This is a genomic window from Microbulbifer donghaiensis (assembly GCF_900129095.1).
GTDB lineage: Bacteria > Pseudomonadota > Gammaproteobacteria > Pseudomonadales > Cellvibrionaceae > Microbulbifer > Microbulbifer donghaiensis.
In genome coordinates, this window is record NZ_FQVA01000001.1 from 930,856 (window position 1) to 953,042 (window position 22,187).

At 60.7% G+C, this 22,187-nt stretch carries 22 protein-coding genes; 14 read left to right on the plus strand and 8 right to left on the minus strand.

Annotated features, from left to right (window positions below; all coding sequences use genetic code 11):
- Nucleotides 1-19: 19 nt before the first annotated feature.
- The 3 genes from BUC36_RS03945 to BUC36_RS03955 all read right to left on the minus strand — a co-directional run bounded on the left by BUC36_RS03945 (nucleotide 20) and on the right by BUC36_RS03955 (nucleotide 1,662).
- Entirely contained in the window at nucleotides 20-397 is a 378-nt protein-coding gene (locus tag BUC36_RS03945) for a hypothetical protein (protein WP_084535578.1), read from the minus strand.
- 7 nt (nucleotides 398-404) lie between these two features.
- On the minus strand, nucleotides 405-956 hold the full coding sequence (locus BUC36_RS03950) for a flavodoxin (RefSeq protein ID WP_073274537.1): 552 nt from the start codon (nucleotides 954-956) through the stop codon (nucleotides 405-407).
- A gap of 229 nt (nucleotides 957-1,185) precedes the next feature.
- A complete protein-coding gene (locus tag BUC36_RS03955; protein WP_073271732.1) occupies nucleotides 1,186-1,662 on the minus strand; it encodes a Spy/CpxP family protein refolding chaperone in 477 nt (158 codons plus the stop codon).
- Between the two features lie 168 nt (nucleotides 1,663-1,830).
- Here BUC36_RS03955 and BUC36_RS03960 point away from each other — a divergent pair, with 168 nt between their 5' ends.
- The 3 genes from BUC36_RS03960 (at nucleotide 1,831) to BUC36_RS03970 (ending at nucleotide 4,703) form a co-directional block, all read left to right on the plus strand.
- Nucleotides 1,831-2,538 (plus strand): response regulator transcription factor, encoded by a 708-nt coding sequence (locus BUC36_RS03960; protein WP_073271734.1) that lies wholly within the window; start codon nucleotides 1,831-1,833, stop codon nucleotides 2,536-2,538.
- Nucleotides 2,539-2,544: 6 nt separating this feature from the next.
- On the plus strand, nucleotides 2,545-3,918 hold the full coding sequence (locus BUC36_RS03965) for an ATP-binding protein (protein WP_073271737.1): 1,374 nt from the start codon (nucleotides 2,545-2,547) through the stop codon (nucleotides 3,916-3,918).
- A gap of 101 nt (nucleotides 3,919-4,019) precedes the next feature.
- The gene (locus BUC36_RS03970; RefSeq protein ID WP_073271741.1) at nucleotides 4,020-4,703 is read left to right on the plus strand and encodes an SRPBCC family protein; all 684 of its coding nucleotides are present in this window, start codon (nucleotides 4,020-4,022) and stop codon (nucleotides 4,701-4,703) included.
- 275 nt (nucleotides 4,704-4,978) lie between these two features.
- On the opposite strand, the gene rluB is transcribed toward BUC36_RS03970, so the two are convergent.
- The 5 genes from rluB to BUC36_RS03995 form a co-directional block, all read right to left on the minus strand.
- A complete protein-coding gene (gene rluB, locus BUC36_RS03975) occupies nucleotides 4,979-5,836 on the minus strand; it encodes a 23S rRNA pseudouridine(2605) synthase RluB (protein WP_073271744.1) in 858 nt (285 codons plus the stop codon).
- Complete coding sequence (gene scpB, locus BUC36_RS18565; protein WP_084535580.1) at nucleotides 5,833-6,987, minus strand: SMC-Scp complex subunit ScpB; 1,155 nt, start codon at nucleotides 6,985-6,987, stop codon at nucleotides 5,833-5,835. Before scpB ends, rluB begins: the two co-directional genes overlap by 4 nt.
- 69 nt (nucleotides 6,988-7,056) lie before the next feature.
- Complete coding sequence (locus tag BUC36_RS03985; protein ID WP_084535582.1) at nucleotides 7,057-8,028, minus strand: segregation and condensation protein A; 972 nt, start codon at nucleotides 8,026-8,028, stop codon at nucleotides 7,057-7,059.
- Between the two features lie 69 nt (nucleotides 8,029-8,097).
- Complete coding sequence (locus tag BUC36_RS03990) at nucleotides 8,098-8,721, minus strand: L-threonylcarbamoyladenylate synthase (RefSeq protein ID WP_073271747.1); 624 nt, start codon at nucleotides 8,719-8,721, stop codon at nucleotides 8,098-8,100.
- A 36-nt stretch (nucleotides 8,722-8,757) separates the two neighbouring features.
- Nucleotides 8,758-9,654: a PHP domain-containing protein gene (locus BUC36_RS03995; RefSeq protein ID WP_234994880.1), complete on the minus strand. Its 897-nt coding sequence runs from the start codon at nucleotides 9,652-9,654 to the stop codon at nucleotides 8,758-8,760.
- Nucleotides 9,655-9,913: 259 nt separating this feature from the next.
- Here BUC36_RS03995 and BUC36_RS04000 point away from each other — a divergent pair, with 259 nt between their 5' ends.
- The 11 genes from BUC36_RS04000 (at nucleotide 9,914) to BUC36_RS04050 (ending at nucleotide 22,138) form a co-directional block, all read left to right on the plus strand.
- The gene (locus BUC36_RS04000) at nucleotides 9,914-10,636 is read left to right on the plus strand and encodes a VC0807 family protein (RefSeq protein ID WP_073271749.1); all 723 of its coding nucleotides are present in this window, start codon (nucleotides 9,914-9,916) and stop codon (nucleotides 10,634-10,636) included.
- 41 nt (nucleotides 10,637-10,677) lie between these two features.
- On the plus strand, nucleotides 10,678-10,977 hold the full coding sequence (locus BUC36_RS04005) for a YciI family protein (RefSeq protein ID WP_073271752.1): 300 nt from the start codon (nucleotides 10,678-10,680) through the stop codon (nucleotides 10,975-10,977).
- Between the two features lie 41 nt (nucleotides 10,978-11,018).
- The gene (locus BUC36_RS04010) at nucleotides 11,019-11,699 is read left to right on the plus strand and encodes a TIGR04211 family SH3 domain-containing protein (RefSeq protein ID WP_073271757.1); all 681 of its coding nucleotides are present in this window, start codon (nucleotides 11,019-11,021) and stop codon (nucleotides 11,697-11,699) included.
- A 190-nt stretch (nucleotides 11,700-11,889) separates the two neighbouring features.
- Nucleotides 11,890-12,474: a peptidylprolyl isomerase gene (locus tag BUC36_RS04015; protein WP_073271760.1), complete on the plus strand. Its 585-nt coding sequence runs from the start codon at nucleotides 11,890-11,892 to the stop codon at nucleotides 12,472-12,474.
- Between the two features lie 3 nt (nucleotides 12,475-12,477).
- The gene (locus BUC36_RS04020; RefSeq protein WP_073274541.1) at nucleotides 12,478-13,236 is read left to right on the plus strand and encodes a pyridoxine 5'-phosphate synthase; all 759 of its coding nucleotides are present in this window, start codon (nucleotides 12,478-12,480) and stop codon (nucleotides 13,234-13,236) included.
- Nucleotides 13,236-14,105 carry a Rossmann-like and DUF2520 domain-containing protein gene (locus BUC36_RS04025; protein WP_073271763.1) on the plus strand — a complete coding sequence of 290 codons (870 nt, stop codon included), beginning with the start codon at nucleotides 13,236-13,238 and terminating at the stop codon, nucleotides 14,103-14,105. Before BUC36_RS04020 ends, BUC36_RS04025 begins: the two co-directional genes overlap by 1 nt.
- Nucleotides 14,102-14,896, plus strand: a complete 795-nt coding sequence (rlmB, locus tag BUC36_RS04030) for a 23S rRNA (guanosine(2251)-2'-O)-methyltransferase RlmB (RefSeq protein WP_073271766.1) — start codon at nucleotides 14,102-14,104, stop codon at nucleotides 14,894-14,896. The genes BUC36_RS04025 and rlmB overlap by 4 nt, the downstream gene beginning before the upstream one ends.
- A gap of 118 nt (nucleotides 14,897-15,014) precedes the next feature.
- Entirely contained in the window at nucleotides 15,015-17,582 is a 2,568-nt protein-coding gene (locus BUC36_RS04035) for a S8 family serine peptidase (protein ID WP_073271769.1), read from the plus strand.
- A gap of 257 nt (nucleotides 17,583-17,839) precedes the next feature.
- Nucleotides 17,840-18,904, plus strand: coding sequence for an OmpA family protein (locus BUC36_RS04040; protein WP_073271772.1), 1,065 nt, complete (start codon nucleotides 17,840-17,842; stop codon nucleotides 18,902-18,904).
- A gap of 964 nt (nucleotides 18,905-19,868) precedes the next feature.
- Nucleotides 19,869-20,954: a linear amide C-N hydrolase gene (locus BUC36_RS04045; RefSeq protein ID WP_073271774.1), complete on the plus strand. Its 1,086-nt coding sequence runs from the start codon at nucleotides 19,869-19,871 to the stop codon at nucleotides 20,952-20,954.
- 512 nt (nucleotides 20,955-21,466) lie between these two features.
- Complete coding sequence (locus BUC36_RS04050) at nucleotides 21,467-22,138, plus strand: TetR/AcrR family transcriptional regulator (RefSeq protein ID WP_159435973.1); 672 nt, start codon at nucleotides 21,467-21,469, stop codon at nucleotides 22,136-22,138.
- The last annotated feature ends 49 nt before the right edge of the window (nucleotides 22,139-22,187 follow it).

A 22,187-nucleotide genomic window follows, 5' to 3' on the forward strand; every position in this document is an offset into this window, starting at 1 on the left:
CGCCATGCCAGAATGAGGCTTAGTGCAGGCGCCCCTGCCCGTGATCGCCACCGTGATCGGATTGCGGTAACTCTTCAAATGCGTGGGTCAGTACAAAGTAATAGACCACCTGGGGCTGGCCCTGCACTTCCGCTAGCAGGTCGAAATTGTGCTCGCCTTTCTCCCCGGGAGTGACCTGGACCGAGACTATGTGCTCTGGCTCGATAAACAGTTCCGCCACCGGGCGTTTGCCGCGCATCACCTGCACCAGCAGCGTCCGCACATCCTCCTCACCGAAGCGCCAGTAGTAATCGTCATCATCGTAAATAACGGAATCGGTGGTGCCCGCGCGCACGATGCAGTTCGGATGCTCGGTCAGCCACGGCCAGAATTCCTGAAAAGACAGGGAGCTTTTCATCGGCCCCTCAGTCATCCAGCTCGGCGACGCTGTCGGCACCGCCTTCGAGGCCGAATTCGTCGGCGATCTGCCGGCACCAGCGGTTCAGGCGATCGGCGGTCAGCTCCTCCTGCTGGTCCTCGTCGATGGCGAGGCCGACGAACATCCCCTCGCCCTCTATCTCCGCCTTGGACGCCTCGAACTCGTAGCCTTCGGTGGGCCACAGGCCGACAATGGTCGCCCCGTTGGCCACGATCACGTCATGCAGCATGCCCATTGCGTCGAGGAAGTAGTCGCCGTAGCCGAACTGGTCGCCGAGCCCGAACAGCGCCACTTTCTTGCCGCTGAAGTCGATCTCCTGTACATCTTCCCAGAATTCCTCCCAGTCGGACTGGATCTGGCCGAAATCCCAGGTGGGGATACCGAAGATCAGTTGCTCGTAGTCGGCGATTTCCAGCTGGGTGACGTCGGCGATATCGTGTACATCCACCCGATCCTCGCCCAGGCGGGTGCGGATACGCAGGGCCACCGCCTCGGTGTTGCCCTCGTCACTGCCGTAAAACAAGCCGATTTTGCTCACAATCACTCCTCTTCGCCCACAAGCAGGCTGCTATCTTCACTATCGAGCGGCGGCGTATTCTCCCAGCAATGGCGAGGCGCGGCAAGCTGGGCAAGAGGAGACCGACAGGCCGGCGAGCCGCCCCGCGGACATAAAAAAGCCCCCGCACAGCGGGGGCAAAGGGTTACGAATCTACCGGGCCGTTGGGGTAGAAAGCTGCCCGATCGATCGCACAGGAGTTGGGTCGTTACTACTGCTCTTCCTGCCAGCGCTCGCCGCGCTTATGGCGCCGCTCTTTCCAGCGCTCTTTGCGCTCGGCTTTCAACTGTTCCAGCTTGACCTTCTGTTCATCAGTCAAGATCGCCTCAAACTGCGCTTGCTGCTGGTGCATTTCCTGCATTTTGGCTACCTGCAGCTTGCCCAGCTCGGCACCCAGGCGGTCCAGGGTCGCCTGATCTGCACCGGAATCAATGGCCTCCCGCAGCTGCTCGTGCAACGCGCGCATCTCCTCACGGTGCGCCTTGCGGGCTTCCCGATTGGCCTCGCGGTTGGCCTTGAGCTGCGCCTTCTGGCCCTCGGTCAGGTTCAATTCCTCGGCCAAATGCTCAAACATGGGCCCCTTAAAGTGGTGCGGACCGTGCTCGCCGCCGGCGGCCATGGTCATTCCCGGCACTGCCAGTGCGCCTGCCAATACGAGACTGCTCGCCATTGCTTTCCAGTTTTTCATCGACGCTTCCTCTTGTTTGGTGTCGGTAGCTGCATAGTAGGATCAGCGCGTGTAAATGGGGGCTAACGGCGGTAAACATTTGTTAAGAACGGTTAAAAGCCCATATGCCGGTCGCAATTGGCGCCGGAGCATTGCATATAATGGCTTCACGCAATTCGAGAGCACTTTATGAGCCGCATCCTACTGGTCGATGACGACACTGAACTGACAGATCTGCTGCAGGAATTCCTCACCGGGGAAGGCTTCGAGGTGACGGTCGCCAACGACGGCGGCCGCGGCCTGGAGCTGGCGCAGAGCCAGGGGTTCGACGCCCTGGTCCTGGACGTGATGTTGCCGGTGCACAACGGCTTTGAGCTGTTGCGCAAGCTGCGCGAGGAGGCCTCGCCGACCAGCCGCTCCCTGCCGGTATTGATGCTCACCGCCAAAGGCGACACCGTTGACCGCATCGTGGGTCTCGAAATGGGTGCCGACGACTATTTGCCGAAACCCTGCAACCCGCGGGAGCTCGCTGCGCGCCTGCGCGCCGTGCTGCGCCGCGGGCGCGTAGAGCCGGAGGGGGCGGACGATTCGCTGATCAGCGGCGCGTTGCGCCTGCTGCCGTCGGAACACCAGGGCTACTGGAACGACCAGCTGCTGTCTCTGACCGGCGCCGAATTCGCCGTGCTCAAGGTTCTAGTGCAACACGCCGGCGAAGTGGTGAGCAAGGAAGTGCTGACTGAGTCGGCGCTCGGGCGCAAGTTGATGCCCTACGACCGCTCCATCGACGTGCACGTCAGCAACATCCGCAAAAAGCTCGCCGAACTGGGTGCCAGCCGCGACCTCATCATCAATATCCGCGGCGCCGGCTATATGCTGACGCAGAGCAAGAGCGGCTGATCGCCGATGCGCAGCCTCTTCTGGAAGATGTTTTTTGGCGCCTGGATCACCGCCGTGGTGATGGTGATGGCAGCCATCTATACCACCCACTTCCGGGAATTTGGCGACCCTCGCCACGAAGAGCGCTGGGAAAGCCAGGAGATTTTCCGCGATCTGATGCGAAACCTGGGGCGGACCCGCCGCCACGGGCCAGAACATTTCCGCTTTTGGCTGGAACGGCAGCCGCCGGAAATCCAGGAGCGCATCTTCGTCCTGGATCCCGGCGGGCGCGAACTTCTCGGCCGCCGCATGCCCCGCGATATGGCGCCCCTGTTCGAGGCGCTCAGTTTTCGCAATCGCGAAAGCCACGGCATGGTGGAAAACAAGCCCAGCGTGGGCTTTTTCATGCCCCAGCGGGAAGGCGGCAGCCTGCGGGTAGTCTTTATCGCCGGAAAGAGTAAGGAGGAATTGCTGCTGCGTTTCCTGTGGCGCAACTTCTGGCCGATTCTGCTGCTGTCCATGCTCGCCTCCGGTGCCGCCTGTTACTGGCTGGCACGCTACCTGAGCCGCCCGCTGGACCAACTGCGCGCCGCGACCCGCAGGGTCGCCGCCGGCGAACTCGACTATCGCGTCGCTCCGACCTTATACAGCCGCAGCGACGAGCTGACCGACCTCGCGCGGGACTTCGATTCGATGACCGCGCAACTACAGGAGTCCATGGCGGAGCAGCGCCGGCTGATCAAGGATGTATCCCACGAACTGCGCTCGCCGCTGGCGCGGCTGCAGGTGGCGCTCGGCATCGCGCGCCAGAAGAAGGTACCGGGTCTGGAAACGGAACTGGACAAGATCGGCAAGGCCGCCGACTACCTGGAGGACATCATCGCCGATGTCCTTTCCCTACCGGTCGCGGGTAGGAACCAGCGCCCGCTGGACGATGTCGTGGAAATCAACAGTCTCGTCAGCGCACTGGTGGAGGATCTCAGGGGTGAGGCACGGGAAAAAGACCTGCGCGTTGCGATTGCCCAGAGCGACAGCGAGCTCCTGGTCGCCACCCGCGGTAGCTCTCTCACGGCTGCGCTGGAGAACATTTTGCGCAATGCCATCAAGTACAGCCCCGCCGGTGGCAGCGCAAGCGTGGTGATCAGCGCCACCGCCGAACAGAGCCGCATTCGCGTGATCGACTCCGGCAGCGGCGTGGACGAGGAAGAGCTCGAGGCGATATTCCGCCCCTTCTACCGCACCGACAGTGCCCGCACCAGGGAGAGCGGCGGCTTGGGACTCGGGCTCGCCATCGCCCAGCGCACCATCCTGCATCACCGCGGCAGCATCAGTGCCAGCAATGCGCCCGGGGCGGGCCTGTGTGTCGAAATACACCTGCCTCTGCTCGACATTCCCGATTAGCGCAGCGGCCGGGGGCAAGCATTGCTAATTGGTTGTCGATCACTGATCATTGCAGTCCGGCTGCGGTTTTTGCCTCTAATCAATAACAAAAGGGCCCCGCCATGCGCTGGATACTCTACATTCTGATTTTCCTGGCACTGCTCGTGCTCGCCGGATTTATGTTTCCGCGCGAAGTGACGCTCGAGCGCAGTGTGTATATCACCAAGCCGCCGCAGGCAGTATTTCCCTACGTTAACAATTTCCGCAATTTCAACGACTGGTCGCCCTGGTATCAGCTGGATCCCAATACCCAGTACGAATACAGCGGCCCGAAAGAAGGGCTCGGTGCCGTAATGAGCTGGAGCAGCGACAACCCCAATGTCGGCAGCGGCAGCCAGACGATCACGGCCAGCGAACCCGATTCACTGGTGCGCACCGACCTGGATTTCGGCGCCCAGGGAGTCGCCACCGCGGAATTCCGCCTGCAGCCGCAGGGCAGCGGCACCAACATCACCTGGTGGTTCAGCAGCGATATGGGTGGCGGCCCCATCGCCCGCTGGATGGGATTGCTGGTGAAAAAAATGGTGGGCGGATCCTATGAACAGGGGCTCGCCAAACTTAAAAACCTGGTGGAATCAGACACGGCCTCACCACAGCCGAGCGAGGATATCGACAACGGGTCCGACGATGATTTACCCGGCGACGTCGACGATGAGATGGGCGCAGAGCCGGAGGGCATTGAGTCGGAAATGGATAACCAGACCCTCGAGGAAGAAGGCGAAGAGGTCATCGAGGAAGACCAGTAAAACGGTTCACGCCTCAATAAAAAAAGCCCGCAACCTGCGGGCTCAGACTGTTGATAAACCCCGTATTCCGTTCTGAGCTGGTGCGGTGGCGGCCAAGCACTAGAACGAGCATTTCGAAACGCTATGAATACATCCCTGTAAGCTCCGGCGGCGACGTCCTGTCGCCGACGGTTCGAAATGCTCGCCCTAGCACTTTGCCTTAAATTTTGACTGCGTAACTTTGTCAGCAACCTGAGCCCGCAACCTGCGGGCTTTTTAAATGGGTATCGGCGGCGCTAGGGTTTACCGCGGCGCGATGCCGGTGCCGGCGACTTGCGCAGTTTGCGGCGCTGGCGCTGCAGGTTCTGCTTTTCCTCCTGGGTCAGCGGTCGCTGCCCGAGTTTTGGCAGGCCGGCGGTCACGCACAGGTCATCGATTTCCCGCGGTTCCATCTCGATCCACTGACCGACACGCACATGTGAAGGAATAAACACACTGCCGTAACGCACCCGTTTCAGACGGCTGACGCGCACGCCCTGGGACTCCCACAGGCGGCGCACTTCGCGATTGCGCCCTTCCATCACCACACAGTAAAACCAGCGGTTCTTGCCTTCGCCGCCACTCTCCACGATATCCGTGAAGCGGGCCGCTCCGTCTTCCAGCAGCACACCGGTGACCAGGCGTTTCTTCATCTCATCGTCGACCTCGCCCTGAATACGGACCAGGTACTCGCGATCGATCACTGAGGACGGGTGCATCAGCTTGTTGGCCAGCTCGCCGCTGTTGGTAAACAACAGCAGGCCGCTGGTATTGAAATCCAGGCGGCCGACGGAAATCCAGCGGCCGGAACGCAACCGCGGCAGCCTGTCGTAGACGGTGGGGCGGCCCTCGGGATCGTGCCGCGAGCAGATTTCGCCCACCGGTTTGTTGTACAGAATGACACGGCAGCGATTCTCTTCCGCGGCCGGCAGACGGCGGCCGTCGAATTCGATCAGCTCTTCACCGGTAACCCGCTCACCCAGTTCAGCAACCTTGCCATTCACCGTCACGCGACCGGCTTCGATCGCACGCTCCATCTCGCGCCGCGAACCCAGTCCGGTACGCGCCAATACTTTCTGCAGTTTTTCGCCTGCGGGCGAAATGCCTTCACTCATAGGGTGGTGTTTTCCACTTGCGCTTCTTTCCGGGTTTCGCCATCCGTGTCGGCGTCGTCGGAAATAGCTTCATTACTCGTCGCCATCTCGGCGGTGGAAGTCTCTTCGATGCCGTCAGCCGCATCGTCATCGCCTACGGCAAACAGGCTGCTCGGCGGCAGCCCCGCGGCCAGAGAGGTCTGCGGCTCGGCGTCGCCGGCTTCTGCCGGTTCAACCCCTGCGTCCGCTTCCGTTACGCTGTCGGCGATATCCGCTTCGGCAGCAACGTCAATTTCGTCGGTGGCGATATCGGCTTCGGCCACCTCTTCGATCTCACTTTCAGCGAAATCGGCCGTGGCGATCACTTCTGTTGCAACTTCTTCGGCGAAGTCGTCGGCCGCCGCACTTTCAGATTCCGTATCCGTATTCTGTGCCTGCGCGAGGACTTCTTCCACCGGCTCGTCATCGCCGGGCTCTTCCGGCGCAGAATCTTCTGCCGCGGCGGCGTCGCCGGAGTCTTCATTTGCATCGGAAGCGACCGCTTCCGATTCAGCGGGCGCCGCTTCGGCGCCGTCGCCCTGCTCCGACCCGACCTCACCGCCACCCTGCTGATCCAGATCCAGCATCTGGTTCAGGCTGTCGATATCGCGGATCTCCGCCAGCGTAGGCAGGTCATCCAGGGTGCGCAGATTAAAGTAGTCGAGGAATTCTTTTGTCGTCGCATACAGCGAGGGCTTGCCCGGCACATCGCGCTGGCCAACCACCTTGATCCAGCCCCGCTCCGACAGCGTCTTCACGATATGCGAACTCACCGCCACGCCGCGGATCTCCTCGATGTCGCCGCGGGTAATCGGCTGGCGATAGGCGATGATTGCCAGCGTCTCGAGAATGGCGCGGGAATACTTTTGCGGTTTCTCTTCCCACAAGCGGTTGACCCAGGGCGCCAGGTCCTCGGGCACCTGGAAGCGCCAGCCGCTAGCGACCTGCCTGAGTTCGAAACCGCGCTCGGCACAGCTCTCGGCGATCTGGTCCAGCGCGGTTTTCAGTTCCGCCTTTTCCGGGCGCTCGCCTTCGTCGATCAGCGACAGCAATTTGTCTTCCGACAGCGGCTGGCCTGAAGCCAGCAGCGCACCCTCGACGATGCGGCGCAGTAATTCCGGAGCGATTGTCATTTCTTTACTCTAATCCACCTGTCCCGACTGCTTGGCAGACCGGGGACACAAATTACTCTAAGACTTTTGTCAGGACAGGGCCGGCGCGGCCGCATCCTCCTCGTAATATCCTTGATCTTCTTCGTCCCGATCCTGTTCGGGCTCCTGGCCGGCCGCGCGCACGTGAATCGGGCCGAAGACCTCGTTCTGCACTAGCTCCACCAGCGATTCCTTGACCAGCTCCATCACCGCCAGGAAGGTGACCACCACGCCGAGGCGCCCCTCTTCCACGGTGAACAGGCTGACGAACGGCACAAACTGGCGGTGGCGGATCTTGTCCAGCACCTGGGTCATACGCTCGCGCGTCGACAGCTTCTCCCGCTCGACCTGGTGGCTCTCAAACATGTCCGCACGCCGCAGCACGTCGGCCAGAGCTACCAGCACCTCTTTAAGGTTCACGTCGGGATCCGGGCGGGTGAGATTGCGATCCGGACCCTGAGCCGTAGCCTGGTGGATATCGCGCCCCATTCGTGGAATCTCATCGATATCCTCCGCGGCCGTTTTGAAACGCTCGTATTCCTGCAGGCGGCGGATGAGCGCGGCGCGCGGATCCTCGCCCTCTTCCTCTTCCGCTTCCGGCGGGCGCGGCAGCAGCATGCGCGATTTGATCTCGGCCAGCATCGCGGCCATGACCAGATACTCCGCCGCCAGCTCGAAGCGCATCGACGTCATCATCTCCACGTAACCCATGTACTGGCGCGTGATGTCGGCGACATTGATCTCTAGGATATCCAGATTCTGGCGGCGAATGAGATACAGCAGCAGGTCGAGGGGACCCTCGAAGGCCTCGAGAATCACTTCCAGTGCGTCCGGCGGGATATAGAGATCTGCGGGCAGCTCGGTAAAGGCTTCCCCCTGCACCATCGCGAAGGGCATCTCGCCCTGCCGCGGGGCCGGTGTGGACGCGGATTCCGGCGGCTGCTCCGCGGCATCGGCATCACCGGCCGCAACTTCGGCCAGCACCTGCTCTTCCACCTCGGCTAGTAACTCTTCACTGGACACTCTGCCCCACCCTCGCTCTTCACCGGCCCAACAGGGCAAACGCGCGATTATACATCAGTGCCCGGCATCTCAGCCCAGAATTTCATCAATAGCGCCGCAGCCCTGGCGGATCAGTTCCGGCTCGTCGCCGGTCAGGTCCACCACGGTCGTCGCCTCCAGGCCGCAGAATCCCCCGTCGATGATCAGTTCCACCTGGTGCTCGAGCGTCTCGCGTATGTCATACGGATCCGTGAGCGGCTGCTCATCGCCGGGCATGATCAGGCTGCAGCTCATCAGCGGCTCGCCCACCGCCTCGATCAGGGCCAGAGCGATGGGATTGTCGGGGACGCGCAGTCCGATCGTCTTGCGCTTGGGATGCATCAGGCGTCGCGGCACCTCGGCTGTTGCCGGCATTATGAAGGTGTAGGGGCCCGGGGTGTGATTCTTCAGCAGGCGGAACATCTGATTGTCCACCTTGGCGTAGCTGGCCAGCTCCGACAGGTCGCGGCACATCAGCGTAAAGTTATGGTGCTTGTCCAGCTGGCGCAGCCCGCGGATCCGCTCCACCGCCAGCTTCTCCCCCAGGCGGCAGCCTATTGCGTAGGCGGAATCCGTGGGGAAGACAATCACCCCACCGGCGGCGACGATATCCGCCGCCTGACTGATCAGACGCCCCTGAGGATTATCCGGATGAATCTGGAAAAACTGCGCCACAAGTACTCCCCCCTTGCTTCAAATTCCGACGGGCCTCTAGCCCGTATTGTTGGCGCTAGTTTGCCATAGTTTCCACACCGGCTCGACGCCTTCCGGAAGACGCACACAGCCCAGTTCACGCCACGGCTGGTCCGGCTGATGGAAGTCGCTGCCTACAGAAAACAGAGGGGCCGGCCGGCCGCATTCCTCCGCCACCGCGTCCAGCAGCGCTCGCAACTCGCGCGTCTGCACAGGGTTCTGGCGGCCGCACAGCAGCTCGACCGCCTGTCCACCGGCCTCGAGGAAGTCACTGACCAGGCGGCGCAACAGCGTCCGCGTCAGGCCGTATTTCAAGGGGTGCGCCAGCACCGCTGTGCCACCGGCGGCGCGAATACTGTCGATGGTTTCCTCAAGCTGCGGCCAGTCCACCTTTACGTCTCCGACCTTGCCGGCACCGAGATAGCGCTTGAAGGCGCGTGCCGAGTCTTCCACATGCCCCTCTTCAACCAGCCAGCGCGCAAAGTGCGGCCGCCCGATCACGCCGTCGCCCGCCCACCGGCGGGCGCCCTGCAGGGCACCGGCAAATCCCCGCTTCTCCAGCCGCTCGGCGATGCGCTCCGCGCGCTCACGCCGCAACTGCTCGCGCAAGTTGATGGCCTCGCGCAAAGTGGTGGACGCCGAGTCGACATTGAGTCCGACAATATGCACCGGACGCTTGCCCCAGCGGCTGGAGAACTCGATGCCGGGCAGAACGGAAATGCCCAACTGGTCACCAGTTCGCTGCGCCTCGGGCACGCCGCCCAGGGTATCGTGGTCGGTTAACGCCAAAAGGGTCACGCCCTGGGATTTCGCCCTCGACACCAGCTCTGTAGGGCTTAAAATACCGTCTGACGCGGTGCTGTGGCAGTGCAGATCCACCAGCTCGGTATCCGCATCGTCTGACAGGGCTTTCAACAGGAGGCTCTCGCTCAGATTCACACTCGATCGGGTAGTGACACCCGGTTTTGAACAATTGCCGGCAGCCGCTGTCTCAGGGGCGCCCGGCGGATTCAGGGATAAGGCCCCCAACCGAAGGCTTGTGCACACAGGCCCTGGGGAACCAGAGTTACCGCTGACAGCTGCACCGTCAGCCGGAAGCTATTTTGAATACTAGGGCCGTTTTTGCTTCGGCCCATCAGGAAGCTTCCAGCGGGCATTATCACCGGAACCAGGCATGACCGAAACCAACCCGACCACCTCAGTGTCCGAACAGCAACCGAAAAAAGAGGGCCTGCTGGCCAATCTGCTGCTCAATATCGTGATTCCCACGCTGATCCTGACCAAGCTGTCCGGCGATGACTGGCTGGGCACCAAGTGGGCGATCGTGGTGGCACTGGCGTTCCCGCTGATCTACGGTCTGCGCGACCTTTTGCAGTCGGGCAAGATCAACTTTTTCTCCGCCCTGGGAATCGTCAGCATTCTGCTGACCGGGGGCATCAGCCTGCTGGAGCTGGACGCAAAATATATCGCGATCAAGGAGGCCGCCATTCCCGGCCTGCTCGGCGTAGCCACGGTGGTCTCGCTCTACACCCGCTGGCCGCTGGTGAAGACCCTGATCTACAACGACCGCATTCTCGATACGGGCAAGATTGCCCGGGTGCTGGCCGGCAACGGCAACGAGAGCGCTTTTGAGCGCACGCTGCAGCAGGCCTCCTGGATGATAGCCGGGTCTTTCTTCCTCTCTTCGGCACTGAATTACATCCTGGCCAAGGTGCTGCTGCAGAGCCCGCCGGGCACCGAGGCATTCAACGAAGAGCTCGGCAAGATGACGGCACTGAGTTTCCCGATCATCGCCCTGCCGGCGACCATTATTCTGATGCTGGTACTTTTCTTCCTGTTCCGCCGAATCGGCAAACTGACCGGCTTGAAACTGGAAGAAATCATGGTCCAGCAATAGGCCGACATTTCCGACAAAACCGATAAGAGCATAAGTAACACATGTGGTACGCAATCATCAGTGAGGATGTCAAAGACAGCCTGCCGCTGCGCAAGGGCGCGCGCGCGGACCATCTGGCCCGACTTAACCGCCTTAAAGATGAGGGGCGGTTACTGATCGCGGGCCCGCACCCGGCCATCGATAGCGAGGATCCCGGCGAGGCGGGCTTTACCGGCAGTCTGGTCGTCGCGGAATTTTCTTCCCTCGAAGAGGCCAAAGCCTGGGCGGACGCGGATCCATATGTCGATGCCGGTGTCTACGCTTCCGTAACCGTGAAGCCGTTCAAGCTCGTGCTTCCCTGAATTTGACAACATTATCAACCGATAAAAAAAGCTGTATCACAATGATGAAACAACTGACCGGTCTTACCGCCGCAGCGCTACTCGCCATCAGCGCCCCCGTCAGCGCCCTGGGCGCAGATACCCGCTACGTCACCGACCAGCTGCACGTGCCCATGCGCTCGGGCAAGGGCAATGAATTCCGCATCCTGCACCGCGGACTGGCCAGCGGCACCAAGCTCGCGCTGCTCGAGGACGCCCCCGCAGAGGGTTGGGCCCGCGTGCGCACCCCTGCCGGCGAAGAGGGCTGGGTGCGCCGCCAATACCTGGTTGCTGAACCCGTGGCGGAGATCAAGTTAAAGAAAGCCCAGGCCGACCTGGCGCGCTTTGAGGAAATGGATCTCGGCGGCGAGGTGCGCCGCCTGGAAGCCGAAAACCTGCAACTGAACACCACCCTGTCCGCCGAGCAGGAAAAAACCCAGCAGCTGGCACAGGAACTCAAAGAGCTGAAATCACTTTCCGCGGACGCAGTGGCCCTCAATCAGCGCCACCAGAAACTGTTGCATCAGCACGAACTGCTGAAGCAGGAGCAGGTGATGGCCGAAGCGGAAATCCAGCGCCTGTCCGGCAGCGAGTCGCATAAGTGGTATATGTACGGCGCACTGTCTGTCGGCCTGGGTGCTATCCTCGCGATGATCGCCCCGCATATGCGCCCGCGTCGGCGCCGCTCAGAGTGGGCCAATTAACCACAGTGCCGGCTGCCGGGTTTTCGCGGATCGAAACCGCAGGCTAAACCGCAGGCGGCCCTCAGTGGCCGCCACTGGTAAACAGGGAAGTAAGCCCAGCCGCTGCCGCCTGCGGCGGCAGGGCAGCAGAAACCCGCAAAAATTTCCCGGGATTCAACGCCCGATTAACCGTGGGAATGAGACAAGGACGATGCGTAAACTGATCGCGGTACTGTTAACCGGACTGCTCACACTGCCGGCCCTGGCAGACAATCCCCAAGTCGAGCTGAAGACCGACCTCGGCACCATCCAGATCGAGCTGTTCGAAGAAAAGGCCCCCGCTACGGTAGAGAACTTTCTCGCTTATCTGGACAGCGGTTTTTATAACGGGGTGATTTTTCACCGCGTCATTCCCGACTTTATGGTTCAGACCGGCGGACACACCTTCGACTTCCAGCTGAAGGAAACCCGCGAGCCGGTGACCAATGAATCGGCCAACGGCCTCAAAAACCTGCGCGGCACGCTCGCCATGGCGCGCAAGGACGACCCCGACAGCGCCACCTCACAATTCTTTATCAACCTGAAGCACAACAGCCACCTGGACGCCACTGAAGACAAAGCGGGTTACACCGTCTTCGGCAGAGTGACCCAGGGTATGGACGTGGTGGACAAAATTCTCGCGGAACCCCGCGGCCTCTACCGCGCCTTCCCGCAGGCGCCGAATGTACCGGTGCGCATCCTCACAGCCAAGCGTATCGACGGCGAAACCGTTGCCAGTAAAAGCCAGGGAGATTAAGTGGTGATTGCGCTCAGTGTTAACCTCAACAAAATTGCCCTTATCCGCAACTCTCGCGAGGGCAACTTTCCGGACGTGGTCGCGCACGGCAGCATCTGCCTGGACGCCGGCGCCCAGGGCCTGACGGTGCACCCGCGCCCCGACCAGCGCCATATCCGCCCCGGCGACGTGCGCGCCCTCGCCGAATTGTGCCAGGGCCGCGCCGGCATCGAGTTCAATGTGGAGGGCAATCCCTTCGCCGAGCCACTCGACGACTACCCCGGCCTGATGTCCCTGGTGCTGGAAACCCAGCCGGATCAATGCACGCTAGTCCCGGATAGCAATGAGCAGCTGACCTCTGACCACGGCTTCGACCTGACCCGCGACGGCGCGCGCCTTGAACCGATGATCGCCAGACTCAAAGGCGCCGGCATCCGCGTCAGCCTGTTTATGGACCCGGACCTCGCGCAGATCAGCCTCGCCAAAGAGGTGGGTGCCGACCGCATCGAGCTCTACACCGGCCCCTACGCGGAAGCGGTGGCCCGGCAGAGCAGCGAGGTGGAATCCATTTTCGCCGCCCACTGTGCGGCGGCGGAACACGCGCGCCAGCTCGGCCTCGGTGTCAATGCGGGCCACGACCTGAACCTGATCAACCTGCCCCGCTACCGCACCCTGCCCGGCCTGCAGGAAGTCTCCATCGGCCACGCGCTGACCGTCGACGCGCTCAACATGGGGCTGGATAACGCGGTCAACGCCTATCTCAATTGCCTGTCCGGCAACTGATGCCAACGCTTAATATTATTGGCGCGGGCAAGCTCGGCAAAACCCTCGCGCGCCTCTGGCAACAACAGGGTTTTTTCCAGATACGGTCGCTGTGCAATCGCAGTGCAGAGAGTACCCGGGCTGCGGCGCAGTTTATCGGCGCCGGCACGGCCTGCGGCTCCATTGCCTCTATGGCAGACGCGGACTGCTGGCTGATCGCCTGTGGCGATGGACAAATCGGGGAAGTTGCCGCACAGCTCGCGCCGCGAATTTCGGCTCACCCGGACACCATCGTGTTCCACTGCAGCGGCGCTCTCAGTTCGGAAGTGCTGTCAGTCTGCGGGCCCGCGGCCATTGCCAGCGCGCATCCCGTACACAGCTTTGCCGATCCGCAGTTGTCCGTGCAGACGCTGGCCGGCAGCAGTGTTGCAGTGGAGGGCGACCAAGCGGCCGTGGCCCTACTGCAACGCGCCTTCTCCGCACTCGACTGCAATATCCTGACCATCGAGCCCGAACATAAAACCCTCTATCACGCCGGCTCAGTATTCGCCTGCAACTACCTCACTGCACTGATGGACCTCAGCCTGCGCACCTTTGCCGCGGCCGGCATTGAAGAACAACAGGCATTGCAGCTGCTGAAGCCGATTGTCCTGCAGACCGCGGCCAACAATATGCAGCTGGGCCCGGAGAAGTCCCTGACCGGCCCCATCGCCCGCGGCGACGTCGATACCGTGCGCGCGCAATTGAACGCCCTGCAGAACACGGATGCACAACTGGCGCAGTGCTATCGCCAACTGGGGCTCGCCTGTGTAGAGTTGGCGCGGCGCGGCGCGCTACCAGATGCAGCTGCCGCTCAATTGACCGAACTGCTGAGTGAGCCAACGCGGTGAAAGACTCCCCCCAAGATTCAAAAGAGTACCTGCAAAAGCGCGCCTTCTTCGACAGCCTGCTGACCATCTACGGGCGCAAGCCGGTACTGGAAGCGCTCGAAGACCTGTCGCTACCGGTGCACAAGTTGCACCTCGCCGACAGCAATCGTCGCGACCAGCTGATCGCGCGCATGGAGCAGCTGGCCACCGAGCGCCAGATAGAAATCGCCCGCTGGGACCGCAAGGGCCTGTCGCGGATTTCCAAGAACGCGCGCCAGGACCAGGGGGTTGCGCTGGACCTGGCCCTGCCCCACTACGGCACCACGGAAGCTTTTCTGGCCGAGCAAAGTGCGCGCAAGGAGAAGACAAAATACGAGCTGCTGGCGCTCGACGGCATTACCAACCCGCAGAATCTCGGCATGATCATCCGTTCGGCCTGCGCCGGTGGCATGGACGGAATTATCCTGCCGCGCAAGGGCTGCGCGCAGATAGATCCGCTGGTTATCAAGGCCAGCACCGGCACCCTGTTCAAGATGCGCATCCTGCGCTGTGAGAAACTCGCGTCGGCACTGACTGAGTTCCAGCAACAGGGAGTACGCATCTGCGGACTTTCCTCCCACGCGCAGCAGACACTGTCGGACCTGGGCGGCGACGCACCGACCATATTCGTGCTGGGCAATGAAACCCGCGGCGTCAGCGAGGAAGTCGCCAGACAGTGCACACAGCTGCTGCGTATTCCCATGCACAACAATGTCGAAAGCCTGAACGTCGCCGTTACCGCGGCCCTGATCAGTTTCAGACACCAGCGCTGATTTCCCCGCCGTCCCCCGACGGCGCCGAATTCCCCTGCCCACGCGGAGGGCTGCCGCTCGTCTAGACTGAAAACTGATCAAATTTTCAGCAGCAAAGGAATCTTGCGCGGGCGCAGTCATGAGGTTTTGGACCCGCACACTGGCACTTGCGGCGCTGTGTGCACTGCTCGGTTGCAGCCAAGGGAAAGGCAGTTCGGACCACAGTCAGCCGAGTGACAGTGAAGCCGCTCCAACCCTATTCAGTATTTCCGGCACCGTAACAGCGGCCCGCTTCGCGGGAATTGATGCCGATACCAATGACGGGCAGGCCCCCGCCACCGGCAACAACGATGCACAGTCCGCCCAGGCGGCGGGCAATCCCAGTGTTTTGGGCGGCTTCGTCAGCGCCCAGGGATCCGGCGACTCAGGGCAGCGCTTCGCCAACAGCGCCGACAGCGAAGACTGGTTTCGCATCTCCGCCGCCCCGGGGCAAAGCGTGAATCTGCGCATCCACAAATTCGACGACAAAAGCCCCGCCGCGGTAGACCTGGACCTCTATCTCTACACTCCAGACGATACCAGCAATCCCGTCGCCTCCAGCACCGGCAACAGTGCCAGTGAGTCGATCGCCATTCCATCCCAGCGAGACTTCCTCCTGCGCGTCGTTGCCCAGTCCGGTATCAGCAACTACACACTGAAACTGGATACCGACAACAACGCCACCAACAGCCCCTCGGTCAGCCAGGAGTTCGTCCCGGGGGAACTGCTGATCAAGTGGAAATCCCAACCGTCCGCACAGTGGCTGGACAGCAGAGGGCTGCGGTCGGTGCGCGGAAAAACTCCCCATAGAATTGCCAGCTATCGGCTCTCGCGCAGCGACTCCTCGCCAATTGACGCCGATATGGAATTCCTGCACCTGACTGCCAGCGAGACCTTGCGGAACAAGCTGCGTACCCTGGCAGCGGTCAAGAAACTGCAACGGGCTGACTTGGTGGAATGGGTGGAACCCAACTACCGCTACTACAGCACATTGACACCCAGCGACCGGCAGCATCACCTGCAGTGGCACTACCGCCAGATTCAGCTGCCCCAGGCCTGGGACGTCACCACCGGCAGCGCGGATGTCATTGTCGCCGTGCTCGATACCGGCGTTTTCAGCGCACATCCGGACATTCACGACAAGCTGGTGGCGGGATACGACTTCATCAGTGACTCGGCAGATGCGCGCGACGGCGATGGTATCGACAACGACCCGGAGGACCCCGGGGACAAGGCCTTCCAGGATCGCAGCTCCTGGCACGGAACTCATGTCAGCGGCACTGTCGGTGCGGCCACCGACAATGTAACCGGTGTCAGCGGAGCGGGCTGGCAGACGCGAATCATGCCCCTGCGCGTCATCGGCACTTCCGGCGGCAGCAGCGCCGATATTGCCCAGGCAGTGCGCTATGCCGCTGGCCTCGCCAATGATTCCGGCACGCTGCCGGTCCGACGCGCGGACATTATCAATATGAGTTTTGGCGGTACCGGGCGCTCACAAGCACTGCAGGCGGCGATCGACGACGCCCGCGCCGCCGGTGTGATCGTGGTGGCCGCAGCGGGTAACGACAACGCTGAAACGGAGTTCTATCCCGCGGCCTTCAACGGCGTAGTGGCCGTCAGCGCCACCGACTACAACCGCGACAAGGCCCCCTACTCCAATTTCGGCAGCTGGGTAGACGTGGCGGCGCCCGGCGGCGACATGAGCACCGATGGGAATGGCGACGGCTACGGCGATGGCATACTCAGCACCCACGTCAAAGAGGGCACATCCCCGTCGGCGACCTACAGCTTCCTGCAGGGCACCTCTATGGCAAGCCCCCATGTCGCGGGCGTGTTTGCGCTGATGAAAGGCACCAACCGACAGCTGTCGCCCCAGGATATTGACGCCCTGCTGGCGCAAGGCAGGCTGACTGAGGATATCGGCCAGACCGGCCGGGACAAACTGTTCGGCATGGGACTGATCGACGCCTATAAAGCCGTCCAGGCTGCGTCCGGTCCGATTACGGTACCGGTGGTGTCGGCCCAGCCGGACAGCCTGAACTTTGGCAGCACTCACACGGCGCTCGAGGTGGAAATAAAAAACATCGGCGCCGACGGCGCCCGTATCGACGGCGACCCGGTCGCCGCCGTCGGCTGGATCAAAGCGATAGAGGCACTGGAAACCGACAGCAACGGCTTCGGCCGCTACCGCGTCAGCGTCGACCGAGCAGCCCTGCCGGACGGCAACTACTCCACCCAGCTCCGATTCCCAGTCGACGGATCCGGCGATTTCGAGCTGCCAGTAAACATGAAAGTAGGTGGCGCGGCGAGCGCAGCCGATGCCGGCTATCTCTATGTCCTCCTCCTCAGACCGGAGGCGGACAAGGACGGGGATGGATCCCCGGACATGAAAGTGGTGGCCGTGCAGGCAAAAGTTGCCAGCGGCGGCAAATACAACTTTAACTTCGCCGGCGTACCCGCGGGCGAGTACCTGATTGCCGCCGGCTCGGATATCGATGGCGACGGCAAAATCTGCGGCCCTGGCGAGTCCTGCGCCGTTTTCCCGAGTCAGGATTTCGCCAGCCCCATCACGCTGCGAAAAAGCCTGGAGGGCCAGGACTTTGTCGTCGGTTACGACAATCCGATCGACAGCGGCGCGCAAAAGAACATGACAACGCAGGGTTTGTAGCCCGGCACTCTTCGACTAATTGCCATTTCTTTCCTCCAAGTCGGGGGACTAATAATCAGGCGCTTACCGGCGACAAACTGCGCGCCTGTCTGTTACTTCTTCCTAAACGATTATTTCCGCGACAGATTTGTTGAAACATCTGCTGTATGAACTACATATCTCTGTGCGGAACAAAATACCCGCCCTGAAACGGAATTTGGGAATAACTACCCGCACGACCAGAAAATCCAATAACGCCGAATAAGGATCTATCTCTCATGCGCCTAAAACCTCTACTCCTGTTGCCGGTGGGGCTCATCACTGTGATGCCGGCCAGCGCTGCCGGGCCGGAAGATGGATATCTCGATTTAACGCCGTACATCAGCCGGGTGGATAAGGATCGCAATACCGAGCGCCAGGCCGGCGGTGTGCGCGCTGCCTACGGCTGGGGCTGGGAGGGGCCATGGTATTCGGAGGTACAGGTTTTTGGCGCCATACTGGAAACGGAGGATTTTTTCGAAACCGAGGAATTCACCGACCAGTCCGATTACTACATGTACGGCGCCGGCTTCGACATCGTGTACAACTTCGGTGACAGGGATGGTTATACGCCGTACCTGCTGGCCGGTTTAGGTGCCGTTTACGACGACGTACTGCCGGACAAGGACGACTCCACCAATGCCTTTGTCAATGTCGCCGCCGGTATCACCACCCAGGAGATATCCCGGCGCGGTATCCGCCTGCGCAGCGAGATACGCTTCATGCACGACCGTTTTGAAAGCGGCATGAATGACTGGCAACTGGCCTTCGGCATCAGTATTCCCCTGCGCTGCCCGCCCACCCCACCGCCGACCATCGCCGCTGCACCGCCGCCGCAGGAAGTTCGCGCCCCGGTCGAAGTCCAGACGCTCGACTCCGACGGCGACGGCGTGTTCGACCGCGACGACCGCTGTCCCGATACGCTGCCAGGTGCGCAGGTCGACAGCGACGGCTGCGTGATCGCCAACCAGGTCATCAAGCTGGAGAATATTCAATTCGAAACCAACTCCGCCACGCTGACACCATCGGCGCAGGACGCACTGCTCCAGGTTGTCCGCTCGCTGCGCAACCAGCCGAGCAGCGCAATCGAAATTGCCGGCCACACCGACAGCCAGGGCAATGCCAACTACAACCTGAGACTTTCGCAGAGCAGGGCCAGCGCGGTTCGCGCCTTTATGGTCAGCAATGGAATCAATGCCGCGCGACTGTCGGCCAACGGCTACGGCGAGCAGCAGCCGATCGCCCCCAATGACACACCGAGCGGGCGCGCGCAGAACCGGCGCGTGGAAATGCGCTTCCGTTAATTGACAGATAGCACTCGCTGAGAAAGGGCCCGGCAATGCCGGGTCTTTTCGTTCCCTCCCCTGCACTGCCCCGGTGCAAAAAATCAGTTCTCGATTGGACAAAGTGCAGCTCTTGGTCTACCCAGTCCACAGAATCTGTGGATATCTCTGTGCACAAAGACCAGGGAATTGCCGCCAGAGCCCATGACACCGTTGTGACCCTTTTATGAAGAAAATTTAACCAAGGAAAGAAGTGGTTAAAAATCAATAAGTTACAACATCTAATAAATTGACATTGACAACAAATACCGCTAACTGCCGCGTGTCTTCGGATGAAATTTGGCTGTGGAAAGAGAATTGCGGTAAGGCGGCAAAGTGTGCATGACAGGTGGAGGCGAGTCCCCTTCGCCCGGTGCCGGTTAGCGGTTACTCCCACTTGTTTACCAACGAGCCGCGAGCGCCAGCAACAACGCGGGCCTAACGTTCACCAGACAACGCGAGCATTGCACTAACTTCTCGGATCCAGCACTGCGTATCGCCGAAAGGCAAGATCCCGCCCCTCTGGCAGTTGTCCGATAACCGGAAAATCCTTGGCTCTGTATCGAAAACAATCCTGTTTTAACCGGCTAGAGCGATGGTTACGTCATCTCGCAGATGGATTCCGCCGGTACTGAAGCCGAGTGGGTTGAGATTGCGGGATTTGATCACAGTGCTCCGCGAGAATTATACTGCTCGGAATATACTTATGCGTATAATTCCTTGAGAACAAAGCTGGCCAGGAAGGCGAGTGCGACGGATGACTGCTTTCAGGCCCTCGGTCTCTCAGAAATGAAAGGGCATTGACGCAGGTAAACAGTCATGACTGACCGGAGAAGAGACAACGCCAACCGCAAGCCCGAAAACCTTGCTTGTGGGGCTGGCTGGAATTTCCCGTCATGCATGCTCACCAACCACTGCAAGATCAATCAAAGCCAGGTTAACTAGTATGAAAAAAGTCCTGCTCCCCCTCTGCCTGAGCACAACCGCGGCAATAAGTACCACTCACGCCTGCACCACCTGGGTTGCCGACACGGACTACGGCGTCACAGTGACCCGCAGCGTGGACTGGGATTCCAAACTCGGGGCCATTGCCCATGTCTACCCAAAAGGCACACAACTGGAAACCGTAGCCGTGCCCGGCTATGCCAAGCCCGCCAAGTGGACCAGCAAATATCAAACCCTCGCTATCGAGGAATATGTACTCTTCCAGGGCGTCGCGGTAACCGCCATCAACATGGAGGCCGGACTGAGTGCCAACGGCCAGTACCTGGACGACTCCAAGCCGTTCCTGCAGGAGCATAAGGACTCCGGTGCCAGCGCCGTCGCCCTAATGAATGCAACGACCTATATCGCCAGCAACTTTGCCACCGCCACCGAAGTCAAAGAGGCATTTGAGAAAAACCAGTTCCAGATTGCCTGGGGCGCCGGTCTGGCCGGAGCCCAGCACGGGGCCCACTTCTCTGTCCAGGACAAAGAGGGCAACAAGCTGCTGATTCAATTGAACAGAGGCGGTGAACAGCGTCTGTACTACAACGACGCAGACCTGCGCTCCATGACAAATTCTCCCCTGCAGCAATACCAGCGGGAATATGTGTCCCAACTGGACATGAGCAAACCGGAAACACTCAGCAAGCTCAATGCCGATATTTCTCCCAAAGATCGCAATGCCCGCATGTTGTTCATGTCCGACAAGGTGAAGCTGAAAGGCCAGCAACTGACCTGGGCGCAAACCGAAGGTAAAGTGCTCGGCGTGTTCGACGCTGCCGTACTGGTACCCCAGGACGTGGTTGAAGTGGAAACCGGCGGTATCTACCCGACCTGGGTCAGCTATGTGTACAACCTTGAAACGGGCAGTTTCAAACTGCGCGACCACGACACCTATGACAGCATCCGCTTCAACTTTGCCGATGTCGCCAAGTTCAAAAAGCCCATGTGTGCCGACCTGCCCAAACAGGCCGGTGCCGGAAAAGGCACCGCCCTGTGGAGCAGCTGCGATAAGGTTATTCCCAAACTCACCGTTGCCGATCACTGAGGTCGGACAGCCTCCAAAATGCCGCAGCACAGCCTGCGGCATTATTTGGCAGTGTGGCCGCTACTCGCGTTGCGATGCGCAAAATGTCTCTTTGCGACCTCCTTCCGCATGGCATCCATGCGCAGCCTTGAACTCGCCAATACTGTGCTCACCGTAACGCGGGCGTGGCCACGCACTCGCCGAGCCAAGCACTGCTATCGCTGCAAGGCGCCTCCCCCGCTCATCCAGCCGTTGTCCGATCATCGGAAAATCCTGACTTTGCAATCGAATACAGTCCGCTTTATAGCTGGCAAGGGCGACGGTCAGTTGCACCCGCAGTTGGATTCCAGGCCGGTAGTGGAGCCAGTTCGGCTGAGATTGCGGAATCTGCGCATTACGCGCCCGAAGAATTATACCCATCGGTATATACTTATTAGTATAATTCTCTGAGATCACAGGTGGCCAGGAAGCCGGGTGCGACGAATGACCACTTTCAGGTCTCCGGTTTCCCCGAGAACAGAAAGGACTTTGACGTGAGCAAACAACTACAACGTAGCGGAAAAACCGATAGCGAAGCCGTGGAAATTGGACTGCGTGGCGCAGTGGTGCGCGATCCGAGCCAGCGAGAAGCGCAGCGTCAAAGGGCCCTGATCGCTGCCGCCAGCGTGTTCGCGCGCCAGGGTTACGAAGCCGCGACGATGAATGATATTGCCAAGGAGTTCGGGGTCAGCAAAGGCGTCCTCTACTACCAGTTCCGCAGCAAGCAAGAGCTGATCATGGAAACACGGAGGGCGGCATCCGGCAGGGCTGCTGATCGCCTGGAGGAGATTGTGAAAAGGCCTCTGCCCGCCCTGGAGCGAATGAGGCAGGCCCTGAATGATCTGATCGCAATGAACTTTGATGAGCTTGCGCGGCACGTCATTCTGACCTCCCTGCGGTTTGGATTGGATCAGGAGTACGTGGACCAGATACGCGCGGTTGAACGCCGCTATGAGCAACTTTTGATTGCGCTACTCGAGGAAGGAATGGCTGAGGGTGCTTTCGTGAAAGCCGATTCCAAACTGACGGCATTTACTTTGATAGGCGCAGCCATGGCACCTGCCACGTGGTATCACCCCGATGGGCAACTTAGCGAAGCTGAGATCATTGACGGCCTCACAACACAATTACTTCGCAGTATCACGCCATCGGTGGTTGTCGACTGAGCGGGTAATAGCCGGGAAGTGCCCGGCAGCAAAGACGCGTGACAAGACA